Annotated in this window: 13 protein-coding genes and 2 pseudogenes; 3 read left to right on the top strand and 12 right to left on the bottom strand. The window is 47.7% G+C overall.

The genetic code is table 11. The features are described 5' to 3' along the window. Window positions 1-151: 151 nt before the first annotated feature. The 9 genes from BCY86_RS02975 to BCY86_RS02930 form a co-directional block, all read right to left on the bottom strand. Entirely contained in the window at window positions 152-2,089 is a 1,938-nt protein-coding gene (locus BCY86_RS02975; protein ID WP_245776257.1) for a VWA domain-containing protein, read from the bottom strand. A gap of 74 nt (window positions 2,090-2,163) precedes the next feature. Further along, window positions 2,164-3,306 (bottom strand): vWA domain-containing protein, encoded by a 1,143-nt coding sequence (locus BCY86_RS02970; RefSeq protein ID WP_075276384.1) that lies wholly within the window; start codon window positions 3,304-3,306, stop codon window positions 2,164-2,166. Beyond that, window positions 3,303-4,397: a hypothetical protein gene (locus tag BCY86_RS02965; RefSeq protein WP_075276383.1), complete on the bottom strand. Its 1,095-nt coding sequence runs from the start codon at window positions 4,395-4,397 to the stop codon at window positions 3,303-3,305. Before BCY86_RS02965 ends, BCY86_RS02970 begins: the two co-directional genes overlap by 4 nt. Next, a complete protein-coding gene (locus BCY86_RS02960) occupies window positions 4,394-5,365 on the bottom strand; it encodes a DUF58 domain-containing protein (protein ID WP_245776256.1) in 972 nt (323 codons plus the stop codon). Before BCY86_RS02960 ends, BCY86_RS02965 begins: the two co-directional genes overlap by 4 nt. After that, window positions 5,343-6,329, bottom strand: coding sequence for an AAA family ATPase (locus BCY86_RS02955; RefSeq protein ID WP_075276382.1), 987 nt, complete (start codon window positions 6,327-6,329; stop codon window positions 5,343-5,345). Before BCY86_RS02955 ends, BCY86_RS02960 begins: the two co-directional genes overlap by 23 nt. A gap of 85 nt (window positions 6,330-6,414) precedes the next feature. Next, a complete protein-coding gene (gene trpS / locus BCY86_RS02950; protein ID WP_075276381.1) occupies window positions 6,415-7,428 on the bottom strand; it encodes a tryptophan--tRNA ligase in 1,014 nt (337 codons plus the stop codon). Window positions 7,429-7,563: 135 nt separating this feature from the next. Beyond that, on the bottom strand, window positions 7,564-7,791 hold the full coding sequence (locus BCY86_RS09625; protein WP_156865021.1) for a hypothetical protein: 228 nt from the start codon (window positions 7,789-7,791) through the stop codon (window positions 7,564-7,566). A 1,244-nt stretch (window positions 7,792-9,035) separates the two neighbouring features. Next, window positions 9,036-9,296, bottom strand: coding sequence for a hypothetical protein (locus BCY86_RS02935; protein ID WP_075276378.1), 261 nt, complete (start codon window positions 9,294-9,296; stop codon window positions 9,036-9,038). Between the two features lie 113 nt (window positions 9,297-9,409). Continuing rightward, a complete protein-coding gene (locus BCY86_RS02930; RefSeq protein ID WP_156865020.1) occupies window positions 9,410-9,736 on the bottom strand; it encodes a hypothetical protein in 327 nt (108 codons plus the stop codon). 784 nt (window positions 9,737-10,520) lie between these two features. Here BCY86_RS02930 and BCY86_RS10040 point away from each other — a divergent pair. From BCY86_RS10040 to BCY86_RS02905, 3 genes and pseudogenes are all read left to right on the top strand, one after another. Further along, a pseudogene (locus tag BCY86_RS10040) lies at window positions 10,521-10,837 on the top strand (AIR carboxylase family protein); the annotation flags it as partial. After that, window positions 10,765-12,084, top strand: a pseudogene (larC, locus tag BCY86_RS10300) (nickel pincer cofactor biosynthesis protein LarC). The pseudogenes BCY86_RS10040 and larC, both read left to right, overlap by 73 nt. Window positions 12,085-12,892: 808 nt before the next feature. Beyond that, window positions 12,893-14,059, top strand: coding sequence for an AIR synthase-related protein (locus BCY86_RS02905; RefSeq protein ID WP_075276373.1), 1,167 nt, complete (start codon window positions 12,893-12,895; stop codon window positions 14,057-14,059). Between the two features lie 135 nt (window positions 14,060-14,194). Here BCY86_RS02905 and BCY86_RS10700 read toward each other — a convergent pair whose 3' ends face one another. The 3 genes from BCY86_RS10700 to BCY86_RS02890 form a co-directional block, all read right to left on the bottom strand. Beyond that, on the bottom strand, window positions 14,195-14,545 hold the full coding sequence (locus tag BCY86_RS10700; RefSeq protein WP_075276372.1) for a thiaminase II/PqqC family protein: 351 nt from the start codon (window positions 14,543-14,545) through the stop codon (window positions 14,195-14,197). A gap of 173 nt (window positions 14,546-14,718) precedes the next feature. Further along, complete coding sequence (locus BCY86_RS02895; RefSeq protein WP_083604143.1) at window positions 14,719-14,910, bottom strand: thiaminase II/PqqC family protein; 192 nt, start codon at window positions 14,908-14,910, stop codon at window positions 14,719-14,721. Between the two features lie 244 nt (window positions 14,911-15,154). Next, window positions 15,155-15,625, bottom strand: coding sequence for a hypothetical protein (locus tag BCY86_RS02890; RefSeq protein ID WP_075276371.1), 471 nt, complete (start codon window positions 15,623-15,625; stop codon window positions 15,155-15,157). Between the last annotated feature and the right edge of the window lie 90 nt (window positions 15,626-15,715).

The following is a 15,715-nucleotide window of genomic DNA, read 5'->3' as shown; positions in this document are numbered from 1 at the left end:
AGAGAGCTCGAAAAGATGAGTATCTTTTCGCTCCATGAGCTGAACAGATCCACCATGCGGGACAAACCGAGATCTTCAAGATCGATTCCACTCTCAACTGAATCCAGGACAAGATCGTCATGGCATTAAGTCCGCAAGCAAAATCGATCGCTCACTTATCGATCCCTCCCCGCAGCTGACGGGCCTTCGCTCGTTTTTTTGCAACTTCCTGCTGCACGGTAGGAGCATGTTCGAATTGTTCGAGAATTCTGTCCCCTTGATCAGATGAAGGTGAACCAGAAGGGGATGAGACGTCTGGAAAAGCGCCTTGTACACTCCCTCCTCCCTCGGAAGGCTCAGAAGAAGCACCAGCATCAGAAGGAGACTCTTGTTGGTCTTGCTGATTCTTTGCCTGTCCCTGTCCACTTCCCCCTTCTCCTGAATCTCTGTCAGAAGAAGAACCACCATCCAAGTCTCCATCAGGAGGAGGCGAAGGGGGAGCTTGCTCAACCCTTCGAATTGCGATCGCTCGGTTCCAAGCCGCACGTCGTGCGATTTCAAGGGATTCGGGTCCCCCTCCCCCCTCTACACCTTGCTCTTGCGCCGGAGTGCGCTTGAGAATAGCTTCATATGCCTCGACTGCTTTTTGATAGCGACCTCTCAGAAAATGAAGATTTCCCTTTAGATACTGGCCAAGCAGCCACCAATCCGACGATGGCTCAACTCCCTTCTCCAAGAGCACTTTCTCAATCAACTGAAGTGCACATTGCGTCTTTTCTATCCTTTTTTGCGCGACAGAATCCTTTGCTGATTGGGTCCCATCCTCCTCTTCACCAAAAGGAGGCCCTTCTCCTTCCGCTTGCAAAAAATAGGCAAGTGCCAGATCGTATACAGCTGCGGGACGTTTCTCCATAGATGGGGTAATCCCAATGTTCCCTTCCGCACAGCCTCCAGCCCCTAGATACTGTTCAAGCGAAAGAGCCGCTGCAGAGGCATCTCCCCCATCCAGAGCATCGACTGCTTTACTGACTAAAGGAGCATTGTGCTCAAAGGGATGAGCAGGATTCCACTTGTTGCATCCAATCCCTGTAAGGAGAGAAAGCCATAGACTGGAAAACAAAATCGAACGCAAAGAGCGCTTCCTCTGCTTACGGAGAGGGGCCTCACCGATCCAGGCTTCCACAGTCAAAAAAACGATCGCCAAACCAAGTGGCCAAGCATATTCCTCTGAAAAGACATACTCGACCCGTTCGGATAACTCCTCGCGCATCATGCGGGATAACGTCTCTGTGATCTGTTCAATTCCCGTTCCCCCCTGTTCCGAGCGAACGAGCGTCCCTCCCGTCAAAGAAGCAATTTTGGAAAGCCGCACTTCCCCTTCTGCAGAGAGTTCCGTCGTGAGGAGTTTCCCCTGTTCATCCCGGCGAAATCCGATGATCTTTCCCTCTTCATTCACCTCAGGAATCGCTTCAGGTACTTTGCCACCGATCTGCACCACATCCACCCGAATCCCTTCTTTTGCAAGCGCAGTAGCCGTAATGACTGGGTCCCCTTCCAAATCCTCGCCATCTGTGATCAAGACGATCACACGCACATGATCTTTTGCTTGGGGATCGCGACTAAAAAGCTCGCCTGCACGCCTAAGGGCACGCGCAGTAGCCGTCCCTCCCACAGGCATGTCATTAGGCTCTAGTTGCCGCAAGAACTGCACAATCGCTGCCCCATCGCTGGTTAGAGGAAAGCTCATCGGCTCACCTGCAAAAGCCACAGCCGCAAATCGAGCCCCTGCCAACTGCCGTACCAAGCGAGCTACTTCCACCTTTGCACGATCGATTCGACTCGGAATGATATCTCGAGCGTACATACTCTTCGAATAATCCAGAGCAAGCACCACATCCAGATTCGTCGCTGGGATCAATCGCGTCCCCCGGCTCGATTGAGGGCGAGCGAAAGCTAATCCCATACAGACCATAGCCAATAGGAAAAGGGTTCCTTTGATCCATCTACGCGTAGTGACACCCCCCCAAATTAAAGTACGGACAAGCGACTCATCCCCCACTTGATGAAACGCACACCTTCGAACCACTCGATCTCTGACGAGTAAAGCCACTATCAGTAGGAGACCGAAGGCAATAACGCCTCCTACCAGAAAATGTGAAGAATCCCAAAAATGATATGCGAATCTCATGGAAATCGACGAACAAGAGTAAGACGTAAAATCACTTCTGCCATTATCATGAACCCTGCAGGCGCCAGAAAGATCATAAAGAGGTCCTTGACAGTAGCGGTTTGAGAACTGAAACGAGTCTTTTCAAGACGATCTAGGATAGCATGCATGCTGTTTTCAAGTCCTTGTCGATCTGCAGCGATAAAGGATTCCCCACCGGTTTGGCTAGCGATACTATTCAAAAGAGCAGGATTGACCGGGAAATGGGCCCGGACATAGTGGGGCTGTCCAAACAAGTCTACCCCGTTCTGGACTTCGACTTCATCCCCGGTCCCAATTTGGATGGTATAGATTTTCACTCCTTGTATTTGGGCTAGCTGCGAAGCATATTCCGGTGAGATCATCCCCGCATTGGAATCCCCATCTGTTAGTACAATGAGCACTTTTGACCGGGCGTTTCCGCGGCGCAAACGAGCAACCCCCACCCCGATTGCATCTCCAATCGCTGTCCCATTGCCATCGATCATCTCGAGCTCCATCCGTTGCACCAAGGTTGTCAGGAGCTGATAATCCAACGTAGGAGGGGACAGTACATAAGCGCTTCGACCAAATACAACTACTCCGATCCGATCGCTCCGCCGACGCCGGATGAAATCATTGATCACTTCCTTCGCTGTATCGAGTCGTGTCACTCTCTGTCCTGGATTCACTCCCACATTCCAATTCCCCCCCTCTCCATCCATCACTGCTCGCATCGACCCAGAAAGATCAAGCAGGACCACCATATCGATCCCTTGCTCATCCGCATGCTCTCCACGTGCGATATCCTGTGGACGAGCCAGAGCGATAACTGCGAGAAAGAGCGCTCCCGTCCTCAAAATCCCTGGAAGATCACGCAAATTAGCCCGCCATCCAGGGGACACACGAGCAACCAATGCAAGTGCAGGGAATCGAAAAGTAGGAACGCGTTTATCCATCCCCACCGTCACCCGCATCAAAATCCAGGGGACTGCTATCAGGAGAAAAAGCGCCCAACGATTCTCCCAATGAATGTGCATGGACACTCGGTAGTAATCGATAGCCGGATACAGAAGTGTTAGAATCAATATTCCCAATAGAGCAAGTATATTCCACACAAGCCGCCAAGCGTTTGTTCTCATCGTTCTTCCTCATGCGCAGACGGAAGTGGTGGGATGTTAGAAGAGGACGGGCGAGTTGCCTGAACGATCCACTCCCCCATTGCAAGCGCACGGTTGCACGCATCCAGTGGAGGGGTAAGGTTTGCAAATTTCACCAGATCGCATTCTTGTAAAAAGGAAATTACCTGAGGAAACACCTTGCTTTCAGAAGCGACGATCGAACGCAAAACAACCGCGATCTCATCCGTCGTAGACTCCAGTCCATCAAACCCATAGCGAGCACCTAAATACAAGCGGATCGTATCGTGGATCCTGTCAAAATACTCACTTAAACGATTCGCTTCTAACAGACCTGCTGTGCGAATCTGCCCCAATGTTTCAAGCGCTTCTTCCCATGGCGGAGACGGCGGTGGAAGTGGTACAGGTCTCCTTCTCCAGAGACGAATTCCATACGCCACCAATATACCTAACACGACACCCGCGCTAATACAAATCACCGCCTGCTTAAGAGCAATCCACTCCTCACGCTGCTGACGGGGGGGGACATTGGCCTGTGGCTTCGCTTCAGGAGTAGAATCGATTGAATCCTCCACCACAAAAGAATGGGAGTGGGTACACAGAGTAGCCAACTCCCCATTGGCACGCGCAATTGCGATCGGTAACGAAGGGAGAACAAGCGTGTTGCGACCAGATTTAGGAGCAAGTACAAGGAACGGGATCTCCAATTGCGTATGAACCCGTTCATTCTCTTTTTGCTCGATCGTCTTTTTTTGGATTAAGTTCTCTTTGCCTGTCTGCACAGGGAAGAAGAAACCAGCCTTTTTCAAGGCTTCCACTTCTTTCCCACTGTTCTCAACCTGAAATCCAGAGGGGAAAATCGATTCCCCCTTGCCATGCTCCACATCCACTTGCAATACAGCCCGATAGCCATTGATCCCACGCTCAGGGAAATGACTTTCGACTGTTGGGCGCTGCATTCCCGTAGGAATCTGTTCCACACACAGTGTTTCTACCTCGGCCGCCGCTTCTCCCTTCACTTCATGAGGGGATAGGATGCTGACACCAAACGAGCAGCTGGTCAACCAAAAAGCTTTTTTTAATACAGAATTCATCGCCGTACTCTCCCTGCACGCCGTGCAAAAAGATCGCGAAGTGGTCTCACAAAGGAACCCGCCGTATCGATTTCCACAAAATCAAGTCCCAGCTTTTTGAACAAACGCCGACGACCTGCCTGAAACGATTCTAGCTCCTTCTGATACGCCTGTCTCATCCCCGTGTCTGAGCTGTCCACCACCCTCCTCGTTCCACTTTCCAAATCCTCAAGGGTTATCAATCCGATGGGGGGGAGCTCACGCTCCCGCTTATCCGTAAGAACTACAGGAATGATATCGTGATTTGCGGCAGCAAGCGCAAGTGCTTTCTCATAGTCCTGAGCAAAAAAATCGCTAATGAGAAAGGCTACGCTACGACGATGAGAGACACGCACCAGAGCCTCAAGAGAGGCCTTTAGATCCGTTCCAAACCCTAGCCTCAATCCACTCCCAGCCGATTCGCTTTTTTCTTGCGGAAGAGGAGAAGGTGGCTCAAACCCCAAGATCTCCCGAATGAGCCGCATGACATGTTTGTCTCCCTTTTTCGGAGCGATCATCTGATGAACGCGCTGAGCCCCTAAGATAAGGCCGATCCTGTCATTATTCCAGATGGCACTAAATGCAATCAGCGCTGAAACTTCAGATGCAAGACGGAGCTTCGAAACCCGATACGTTCCAAATTGCTCACTCGCGGACAGATCGACCACCAACATGACAGTCATCTCCCGTTCTTCTGTGAAGACCTTGACAAAGGGTTCATTCATCCGCGCAGAGACATTCCAATCGATGGCGCGTACGTCATCTCCCATTTGGTAAGGCCGAACTTCTCGAAAGGCAAGGCCTTGCCCCTTGAAGCTAGAAACGTACTGCCCACACAAATTCTCATTAGCCAATCGCGCTGTGTGAATTCGAATCGTACGCAGTGTCGAGAGAAGTTCCTTGAGGATCATAAAAAACAGAAAGCGATTAGGGGACTTCCACCATTTCAAAGAGACGACGAACAATCTGGTCTGAATTGACCTCCTCAGCATCCGCCTCATAGGTTGTCACAATACGGTGCCGTAATACATCAGGGCCAACTGCTTTGATATCTTCAGGGGTCACATACCCTCGCCTTCGAAGGAAGGCATGTGCACGCGCTGCAAGATTGAGAGCGATCGAAGCGCGAGGAGAGGCTCCAAATTCAATCAGGTGGGTCATGTCTTTGAGCCCATATTTTTCGGGCTCCCGAGAAGCAAAAACAATATCGACAATATAATCTTTGACTTTATCGTCCATGTAAATTTGACCGATCACCTGACGCGCTTCCATCAATTCGTGCGGGGTAATCATAGGTTCAACTTTCTGTGGTTCGAACGTAGTCATCCGGTCCATGATGCGCCGCTCATCTTCACGAGACGGATACCCGACCTTGATCATCAGCAAAAATCGATCAATTTGCGCTTCTGGAAGAGGATACGTCCCCTCTTGCTCAATCGGATTCTGAGTTGCCATCACCACAAAAGGCTCTGGTAATGAATAGGCCTTATCCCCTACCGTCACTTGCCGCTCCTGCATCGCTTCAAGCAGAGCGCTCTGCACTTTCGCAGGGGCCCGGTTGACTTCATCTGCGAGGACAAGATTCGCGAAAATCGGACCGAGCTTAGAAGTAAATTCTCCACGCTGTGGATTATAGATAACCGTTCCAATCACATCCGACGGAAGAAGATCGGGTGTAAACTGAATTCTCGAAAATCTCGCAGAAATGGCATCGCAAAGCGTACGCACCGTCATGGTTTTAGCAAGCCCAGGGACCCCTTCCAACAGAACATGACCTCCCACCAAAAGACCGATCAAAATTCGCTCCACCATGTAGGTCTGACCGACGATCACCTTGCCGACTTCCCCCACCAACCGATCCACAAAAGCACTCTCCTTCATCACCAATTCATTGAAAGCACGAACGTCATACATGCAGGCACCCCTCACACCAAAGAAGCTTTCGCTTAACAGAACCACAATTAATTAAAGACCCTCCCCTCACCAAAATACCTCGTCCCTATCGAGTCCCTACCACATGGCGTACCTCCTTCATCAAAGCCAATGCATCATCGCACGCGCGCTCCGCTCCTCGCTTAAGAACATCCTCGACATACCCTTTTTCACTCGCCAGCTTCGGACGGCGTCGGCGAGCCTCTCTAAAAGTTTCATGAAAAAGCTCGAGCAGCCGATTTTTATAATAGCCATATCCCTTCCCCCCTTGTCGAAAGGACGCCTGCAATTCAACTCCCTCTTGCAGTGAAGCAAACAGCTGAAGCAAAACAAAAAGAGAAGAAGCATTAGGATCTTTTGGTGTTTCTACAGGGGTAGAGTCAGTTTTGATCGACATGATTTGCTTTTTGACCACAGTCTCTTCTGCAAACACTTCGATCACATTCCCATAGCTTTTGCTCATTTTCTCTCCGTCAATCCCTGGCACCACATCAACATCCTTCATAACCAAAGCGCGAGGAAGCTTAAGAATTCCACAGGGATTCTTGGACTTGACCCCTTCCGGATCAGCAGGGTCATATCCAGCGATGTATGTTCTGTTGAATTTAATAGCTAAGTCTCGAGTAATTTCAAGGTGCTGCTGCTGATCCTTTCCAACAGGGACCTGATCAGCCCGGTAGAGTAAAATGTCTGCAGCCATCAGAACAGGATAAGTGAAGAGCCCTACATCCGCGGCGAGCCCCTTTCTTATTTTATCCTTATAGGAGTGGGCGCGTTCGAGAAGTCCCATCGGCGTCAACGCAGCTAGGTACCAAGCGAGCTCGGTATGGAAAGGGACATCCGACTGCCGAAACAGAATGACCCGGTCAGGATCTAATCCCAAAGCCAAATAATCCAGGACGAGATCGGTTGTCGCCTCCCGTAACCGCGTTCCCTGTCGGATCGTCGTGAGAGAATGCAAATTAGCGATAAAAAAGAAACATTCTGCCTCATTCTGAAGCTTAAGAAATTGACGGAGTGCTCCAAAATAATTGCCAAGATGGAGCTTCCCTGAAGATTGAATCCCCGAAACAACACGCATTTTTTTATTGTACCATATACTTAGAGTGGGATGTAAGCTTGACATCTCCGGAACCGCGATCCTTTCAAAACAGAATTCCCTGTGGGGAACGTTTCACAATACAGAGGGAGGATTCACAAAATACACTCGCTTCGCTCACCGAGCTTGCTTCATCTCTGGACCTACCCTCACCATCCAATCACCGAGGAGAACTCCGACTCTTCGACTAGTCAGAGTCAGACCACAGAGAAGAATAGGCTCTTGTGTACAGAAAAGGAGGCACTGAAGAGGAACCGTAGAGGAAGGAGTCTCCCTATATCTCAATGCCCCTCCATGAAGATGCAATAGAATAGACGGATGTAGCGAATCGATCGCATGGCACATAGGTACAACCGAAAAGCGAAGGGCCCTGCCAACTAAAAAAGCAGGGAGAGAATCCTCCTCTCCCTACTTTTTGGCTGTGATAGAAATAGGATTAAAAATAAGGTTTAATGAATTCCCTATTTCTCTCTGACTTCCCTATCAGCCTCTCTATAACCATTTTTCTCAAATCTTGATACTCTTTTGAGCCCGTCTTCACAAGAGAGCTTATGTACTCCCTGCTTAGAGATGTAACTTGATTCGCCACTTCATTGGCTTCGAATCCTTCCCCAATATCATTATCACTCGAAGACTCACCCCCCCCCAACAGGATACTTAAGGAATTCTTTCACCCCCCATTCCATTTGTTGTCCTGATTTCATTCATTCCACGAATGCTACTGTGACTAAAGAATTGATTAGATCTTGTTCAGTCAGCTCTTTCCCTTTTGGCATCCTTTCGACTGGAGCTCCCCTGACTCCATTTCCTGAATTATCACAAAAATTAAACGAAAGAGCCACAGTGGTAGGATCAAACCCACCCATTCAAAAAAGAAAAAACCCATCCTTATCGTGTAGACTAGCTCTTCCGAGAAGACGATCAATAACATTTTCTCTACCCTAGAGAGTAATATTCCTTTACAAACCAGATTGGGAAAATACTTCACAGTGTCCATCATGCTTCTTAAGTGCCTACTTAAAAAAACAAGGCGCATGGACAGATAACACCAATCATATTGTTTTAACGCTGTTTCTATGGATTGGAAATGAGAGGGGGGCCTTTTCTGAGGTCCCATCCTCTACACTAAATACATATCTTGTACAAGGCCTTGCATATCGTCTGAAGAAAGCTTCTTAGATTAGAGCTGATGAGGAAAAGTTAATTGAATAAAAAAAGGCTTATCCTGTCTAATGTACACCAAATTTTTCCCATTCGAGATCACTGCCAAGCTCACGGGTAGAATTAGGCATAGAGCCGGCCGCTTTTTTATAAATATCCTTTGCCCGAGTTGGATTGCATGAGAACGATGCTGCAACAATATCCGTAAAAATGAAGAAATATGAAATTTTTCATAGAGCTCTGGATACTAAATCGTCACTTTATACGTACGGACAGATACTCACGTGTCTGCTTGATTGTTTGCTCAAGTGTCTTCTGTATGGAGTGGGTCTCTTCTGACCATCTTTTCAATTCTTCTTCTAATTTGTGCATATCTCCTTCTAATTTTTCTGTATAAGGGCATGCATTTATTTTCTTCTTATCCTTAATTATTCTTCCCCTATGTTTTCATCATAGGATGGATCGATCTTTTCGTTCGTTTTAGAGTAGTCACGCGGAAGGAAAGTGATTTTTTCCCTTCTATTCTTGATACGAACGATAATTTGCTTTTGACAAAGAAACTCATGCCGTATCCTTCTTAATTCAAGCAACGCGTTAAATTGACCTTTCTTCGTTGGCTCTTTCTTAATAGAGAGAGAAACACAACACTTAGAGGGCTGTTGAAAATGCTCTTTATGAGATTTATGCACGCTCGACCTGCTACAGAGATAAGAGGGTCTCATCCTTTATTAAAAGCATTCGCATTCTCTCATCTACATCTAGAAGACAGCCTGTTTCTGTTTCTATTTTTATCATTTTCTTTTTATGCTTCTACTTTCACCTTTTTCTCTATGAACATCTTCCCTTCCTGACAGATGATCCATCGTTTCAAAGGTTTCTTTTTTTTCTCGATCGTTAGATTGTCTCTACAGAGCGCTCTCCAGAGATAAGCCACGATCTCAGATTTTTTACTGAACTCATCGAAAATAAACTCATCGACAACCTTTTGTAGCGCTTGCTGCTCTCGCCGCCGACACGCTTCTGAGCAGAATTCCCAGCATTCATCGTTAAGGTACCGTGCGAAATCATCGAATCGGTTATATCCTCCTGACGCCCACACACCACCACACTCACGCTGGTCAATAGACATCCTACTATCCTCTGAGAACGTTTGCTCTAGCTCATAGAATTCCTCCATAGATTAATTAGTATTAAACTAAGCTATGAAAAAAAGGACTCTCAGATCGCCATTTTAAACTCCATCGATCCACTCTGAATAGAGGTCTTTTCCAACTCATCCAAACTGCTCGTACACTACATTAAACATTTTATGCAACCTATAGATAGATATCGCCGTCTCAAGATCATTCAAAACATGCGTCCCATCACGAATAGGTACGTCTTTTAAACACCCATAGACGGAGATCTAACCCATCCTATTAGAGAGGAGACAAGAGCAACCTGTCTCACCGGGTCTAAGGCCAAGGGATCCCAGCCACCATCTACACAAAAGCCGCACCGAAAAATACATATGCACTTTCTGCCGAGCCTCATCTTGAGAAGGCTGTCTAGCTCATTCACCCTGACCCGAATGATAACACTGCTCCAGCAAGGCTCTCAGAAAAGCTCAACAACCGCAGTAGAAAATTTTATTGTCCAGGGGAGTACAGTAATTTCCATCCCAGTTAGCCCTTACTCCCAAATGGGTGCTTTACTGAACTCCAGTCAGCTACCAAAATTAAAATGCACAGCAATTTTCTCCATCAACTTCTCCCCCGAATCCAAGCAGGAGAGATCAGTCTCCAGGAAGCCCTCGTCGCCTTGCGATCCTGGCCTACCAACGAACTCAGCTTTGCAAGTGTGGATCACCAACAGCGAGCTTCGCCAAGGGATGGCTGAAGCCACCTGGGGGGATGGAAATCGGAATCCCCTTTCAACGAATAACAGACGTAGGGATTGTAGGGATTCATCGCCTTTTTGCAAAACAAGAGGTGCTGACAAGGTGCACTGGCTTGATTGTGATAGCCTGGATGGAAGGGGCACTGCCCAGTGTCGTCGGAGGGCTTGTGGATATCCCTGCAATCGCGGTCCCGACCTCCATTGGATACGGGAGTTCTTTGCAAGGGCCTGCTGCTGCCCTTTTTGCAATGCTCAACCCTGCTCTTCTGGCATCACCGTATGCAACATCGACAACGGATTCGGAGCGGCATGCGCTGCTGCAAGAATCCTCCGTTCTCATCCAACACCATGAGTCATTCACACTATTCCGATCATCATCCCCACCACCACCAGCACACTCACTCTTTCCCAGAGACAAGAACCAAGTGCACCTCCCTCCTTGAAGGCGCTGGAAAAGAAAAACTCCTCTCTCTCGATGCTCCATCCGGCCTAGCAGGAGATATGATCCTAGCTGCACTCTTCGACCTCGGCTTCCCCCTGGATTCTATTCAAGCAGCAGTGTCTTCTCTCCAACTGGAAGAAGTAAAACTTCACGTAGGAGAACCATTTCAGAACTGCGTTCGAGCAGCAAACTTCCAAGTCACTGTCCACAGCCATCAATCTGAACGCCCCTATAGAGACATTGATACGCTTCTTAAACAAGCCCCCTTCGACCGAAAAGTTTAAGAGAGGGATCGCTCTATTTTCTCCCGCCTCGCTAAAGCAGCAGCGAAAATCCACAGTGTATCCGTCTCAAATGTCCACTTCCATGAAGTATGTGGGGGCGATGCACTGGTAGACATCGTGGAAAGCGCAGCCGCCTTCACTTACTTAAACCTGCATCAACTTGCCGCATCACCCCTACCAATGGGACGGGGCTTTATCAACACACAACATGGAGTCTTACCCCTCCCAGCCCCTGTAACAGTCGAATGCTTGAAGGGGCTTATCACCTATGAAGACCCGCTCGATTTTGAATTCGTAACCCCAACGGGGGCTGCCATCATCGCAGGACCTAGGAGTAGTCTCAAGCTGCTGGCCGACTCCGATTCCAGAGCACATAGGAGGGGACGCAGGCACAGCAAACCCAAAAGAAAGGCCCAACCTGCTGAGGGCGATCATAGGGTAACTCCAGATCACATTGCCTCCTCCTGGCATCCTTCTCACATCGTGTTAGAGGCCAATATCGACGACGCCACTGGAGAGCTCTTAGGACATTGTATCGATAGCCTGCTCCAAGCAGGTGCACTAGACGCATGGGTCACCCCTCTCGTCATGAAAAAAGGGCGACCGTGCTTTTAACTCTCCGTTATCTCCACCTATCAACAAGCCCCCCTCCTCGAATTAATCCTCCTGACAGAAAGCACCACCCTCGGTTGTCGATGGATTGAAGCCACCCGCACAGCACACCTCTGCCATCACATCGAAATCCAAACCCCTCTCGGCCTCATCCCGATGAAAATCGCAGAAGACCCCCATGGCATTCCTAAAGGTAAACCAGAATTCGACGCCTGTGCCCAGCTCGTTCGCGCTCACGAAGTACCCGTCCGAGAAGTCTGAACTGCAGCCATCACAGCTTGGTCCGCTTCATCCGATGTCCATCAAAGGCTGACCTAATTCTTGCCTCTCCTCCTCTTCCAGTTCATTTTCAGGAGAAGGAGGGCATAGAGATTAGTAAAGATAACGAAAACTTAATAATAAAGAATAATCCACGTCTCATCACGGAGGTCGTTATAAAAGGAATAAGAAGCAATAACTCCTTTTTCTTTTAATAAAGCCAATTCCTCTTTATATACTGGGTAGTTAATAGGATCTTTCTCTCTCATAACAGTGTGACGTAGTCTCTGATAACCCATACATTCGCCTTCAAAAGCTTTCTCTAGTGTATCACCACAGCAGCAAAATATCTACGAATGGTTCGCTTCGGTTTGATTCTTCTTCAAGTATTAAGTATTTGTCTTTTGAATTGTTTGACTTTGGCTTGTAATGTCCCCCAACAAACCCGGTTACGCCAACTGTTGTAACTCATGAACTATTATGCGTAATATCGACAATGAATTCAGACTACCTGCTCTGTTGTCAGATATCACAGCTCTCATCAGAAAATCGCATTCCACCGCGCTTGCCCCGCCACCTATTCTTCAACTACGATGAGCTCACAACGTAAAAGACGAAACCCACCATTTTCCCTATGCCCATCCATAAGATCACCAAATCCCATTTTATTTTACTTTTACTTACCTATTTGTTTAGTCTGTATTGAGGAAAGAGTGATCTTCCTGGTTAGGAAGCTTTTTTTATTTAAAATTTATTTCCTTCCTCTGATCTTTGTATAAAAGAAAGACTCCCCCTTCTTAGAGCATATCCGATGACTTCACACTACGAAGACCGAGGTGTTTCACCCCATAAGCATGAAGTGCTTGCCGCCCTCCAGAATATAGACCCAGGCCTCTTTCCCAATGCTTTTTGCAAGGCTATCCCGGATATATGGACGGGCAGTCCAGATCACTGTGTTCTCCTCCATTCTGACGGTGCAGGGACCAAAGCCAACGTGGCTTACCTGGCATTCGCCAGACATCAAGATCCCTCCGTATTTCTAGGAATCGCCCAAGACTCCCTCGTTATGAACCTAGACGATCTCTTGTGCGTAGGGGCCACAGGCCCTTTTGTACTCTCCAATACCATTGGACGGAACGCTGCTCTTATCCCAGGAGAGGTGCTCCAAGTCCTCATTCAGTCCTATGAATTCTTAGCCAAATGGCTCCAGCCTTACCATATCGAGATCCACACATGTGGAGGAGAAACAGCAGACGTAGGGGACCTGGTACGTACCCTCACCGTAGATTCGACCCTCGCTGTACGCATGCGACGCCAGGACTTTATCGACTGCTCTCGCATTCCCCCAAACGCTGCTATTGTTGGTCTCGCTTCCTCTGGCAAAGCCCACTACGAAACGGATGAAAATTCCGGCATCGGCACAAACGGTTTCACTGCCGCACGCCATGAACTCCTTAAGAGCCAGTTCCGTACGAACTATCCAGAAACATTTGCACCTCAAGTGGAACACCTAGCCTATCAAGGAGATCTAGACCTCGATGATCTCGTCCCTGAAACCCCATGGACCGTAGCCCAAGCCCTCCTGTCCCCCACTCGAACCTACGCTCCCATTATCGTACAACTCCTAGCCAATATGAAAAGTTCCATATGGGGAATGTTTCACAATACGGGGGGAGGCCTCACCAAATGCGTTCGCTTCGCTCACCGAGCACGGTTTATCAAAAACAACCTCTTCGAGCCCCCTCCTCTCTTCCGTTTTATTCAAGAAAAATCAAAGCTCACGCTCCAAGAAATGGCGCGGGTTTTCAATATGGGGCAACGCTTCGAAGTGATATGCGTTCCCGAAGCATCCTCCCAGGTTATCGAATGTGCTGCCGCTTTCGGTGTCCAGGCCAAAGTCATCGGATACACCGCTGAACGGAACACAGGACCTGCTCTTACCATCGAACACCAAGGAGAACTCCTCCACTTCGACTGATCAGAAAATGAGAACCACAAAACATCTCAACAAAGTGCAACTAAAAGGTCTCGTTTTAACAAATAGGAACCGACAAGCCTAACCTGACTCCCCCGCTTACTTAATCGGCTCTTCCTCGTAACTTCTCTTCTAACATTATTTCACACTATCCAGGACAGACCCAAAATTCGAATCATCTACAAAGACACACTTAGAATGGATCGAAGAGAACGACTTCATCGGCATTTCCCTGAATAGACTGAAGAAGACAAAAACCCATCCAAAGATGGTTCGACGATAAGCGTCACTCCAGAAATGCCATCCCAATACGGTGCTTTTGTAAGATGAGGCAACCATTTTATTTCGCATTTCCTCAGTTATTTTCAAAGCAACGTCATCAAAGATATTGATCACTTCGCTTACACTGCAACCAAAATTCTCGCCTGAATAGGTTTCAATCCATCGAAGATAAGGGTTTTCTCGGTACGATTGACCTACAATAGACAATCTACTTCACGATATACCCAAAAGCACAGCAAAACAGCAGCAATCGCAATTTCCACAGGCTCGGTGGAAGCAACTTTAAAAAAATAGTTCGTATACGAGAGCATCGTAGGAGCTATGAGCCCTGTCGCTTCAAGGTCAAAAATCTTCCTAAAAAAAAGATGAACTACTTCCTGCTAGACAACAAACGCATAATTTGAATTACGCAGACAACACCGAACGCATTCAAGCAGAACGCGAGATACAATGATTGCATGATACCCACTAAAATCCTGCAAATACAACGCATCCTGTTCAGCATAATAAGCAAACTTATTAAGAGCGAGTGTACTCGCAGCAAGTTCCACATTAAAGGGATGGTCCTTAATTGCTCCGACAACCGTTCAAGAATAATTCCAAACTTATCCCGATAAATTAATCATTTTTATTCTCTAATTGATTTGCGAGAGGAGGAACCCGAAATGGATAAGATCATGGACTAGCCCATGATTTTTACGACTATTTCGCCCTCTTGTTATATCGATAAGCCTCCAACTAATGCACCAACTGTATGGAAAAAAGCATTCTCTTAACCGTGGATGGACATGCACTTTAACCTTACAGGATAACGTGTTATGAAATGGAGAGGGGAGAGAGAGGCCTACCCCATTGGGTCCCAGGCCAAGGGATCCCCGCCATCATCAACACAAAGGCAATGCCAAAAAACACAAGTGTCCGCTGCTGCCGAACCTCATCTTGAGATGTTCGTTTGATAAATATTTTCCCAAGATGCGCGAAAACAATCGCCAGAAACATTGTGGAAGGATGCTCTACGGTCCAAAATCGCAAGAGAGGTTCCCGCATGACGTGGACCATCCCTCTTTCCCCTCTTTCAGTAAAAGGACTTACCCAAAATAAAGCCAACCCTATCAACAGCTGAAAATCGAGCAAAGAAACCAGAGCCAGACGCAATTGAGCGTCTATTGTTTGATATGGAGAGCGATTGCGAACCCCTTTGATCGAACGCCATAAAACAGGCAAAAATAGAAACAGAATGCCCCATCGGAGTAGAGAGTGACTGAAAACGAGAAGATAGTGTACCATACCCTCTTTCTTCTTTGATTTCCTGAGAAAAGTCTATCCCCTTTCTCCATATTTCACATCTAAAAAGAGGATGACATCCGATTCCTAACG

Source organism: Pajaroellobacter abortibovis (genome assembly GCF_001931505.1).
GTDB classification, from domain to species: domain Bacteria; phylum Myxococcota_A; class Polyangia; order Polyangiales; family Polyangiaceae; genus Pajaroellobacter; species Pajaroellobacter abortibovis.
Note: the sequence above shows the minus strand (reverse complement) of the source record. Positions and strands in the feature narration are given on the sequence as shown.

Coding starts and splice junctions, on each gene's coding strand:
- BCY86_RS02970 (WP_075276384.1), bottom strand. CDS start 3,306: ATGAGAACAAACGCTTGGCGGCTTGTGTGGAATATACTTGCTCTATTG.
- BCY86_RS02965 (WP_075276383.1), bottom strand. CDS start 4,397: ATGAATTCTGTATTAAAAAAAGCTTTTTGGTTGACCAGCTGCTCGTTT.
- BCY86_RS02955 (WP_075276382.1), bottom strand. CDS start 6,329: ATGTATGACGTTCGTGCTTTCAATGAATTGGTGATGAAGGAGAGTGCT.
- BCY86_RS09625 (WP_156865021.1), bottom strand. CDS start 7,791: ATGTGCCATGCGATCGATTCGCTACATCCGTCTATTCTATTGCATCTT.
- BCY86_RS02930 (WP_156865020.1), bottom strand. CDS start 9,736: ATGTCTATTGACCAGCGTGAGTGTGGTGGTGTGTGGGCGTCAGGAGGA.
- BCY86_RS02890 (WP_075276371.1), bottom strand. CDS start 15,625: ATGGTACACTATCTTCTCGTTTTCAGTCACTCTCTACTCCGATGGGGC.
- BCY86_RS02905 (WP_075276373.1), top strand. CDS start 12,893: ATGACTTCACACTACGAAGACCGAGGTGTTTCACCCCATAAGCATGAA.
- trpS (WP_075276381.1), bottom strand. CDS start 7,428: ATGCGTGTTGTTTCGGGGATTCAATCTTCAGGGAAGCTCCATCTTGGC.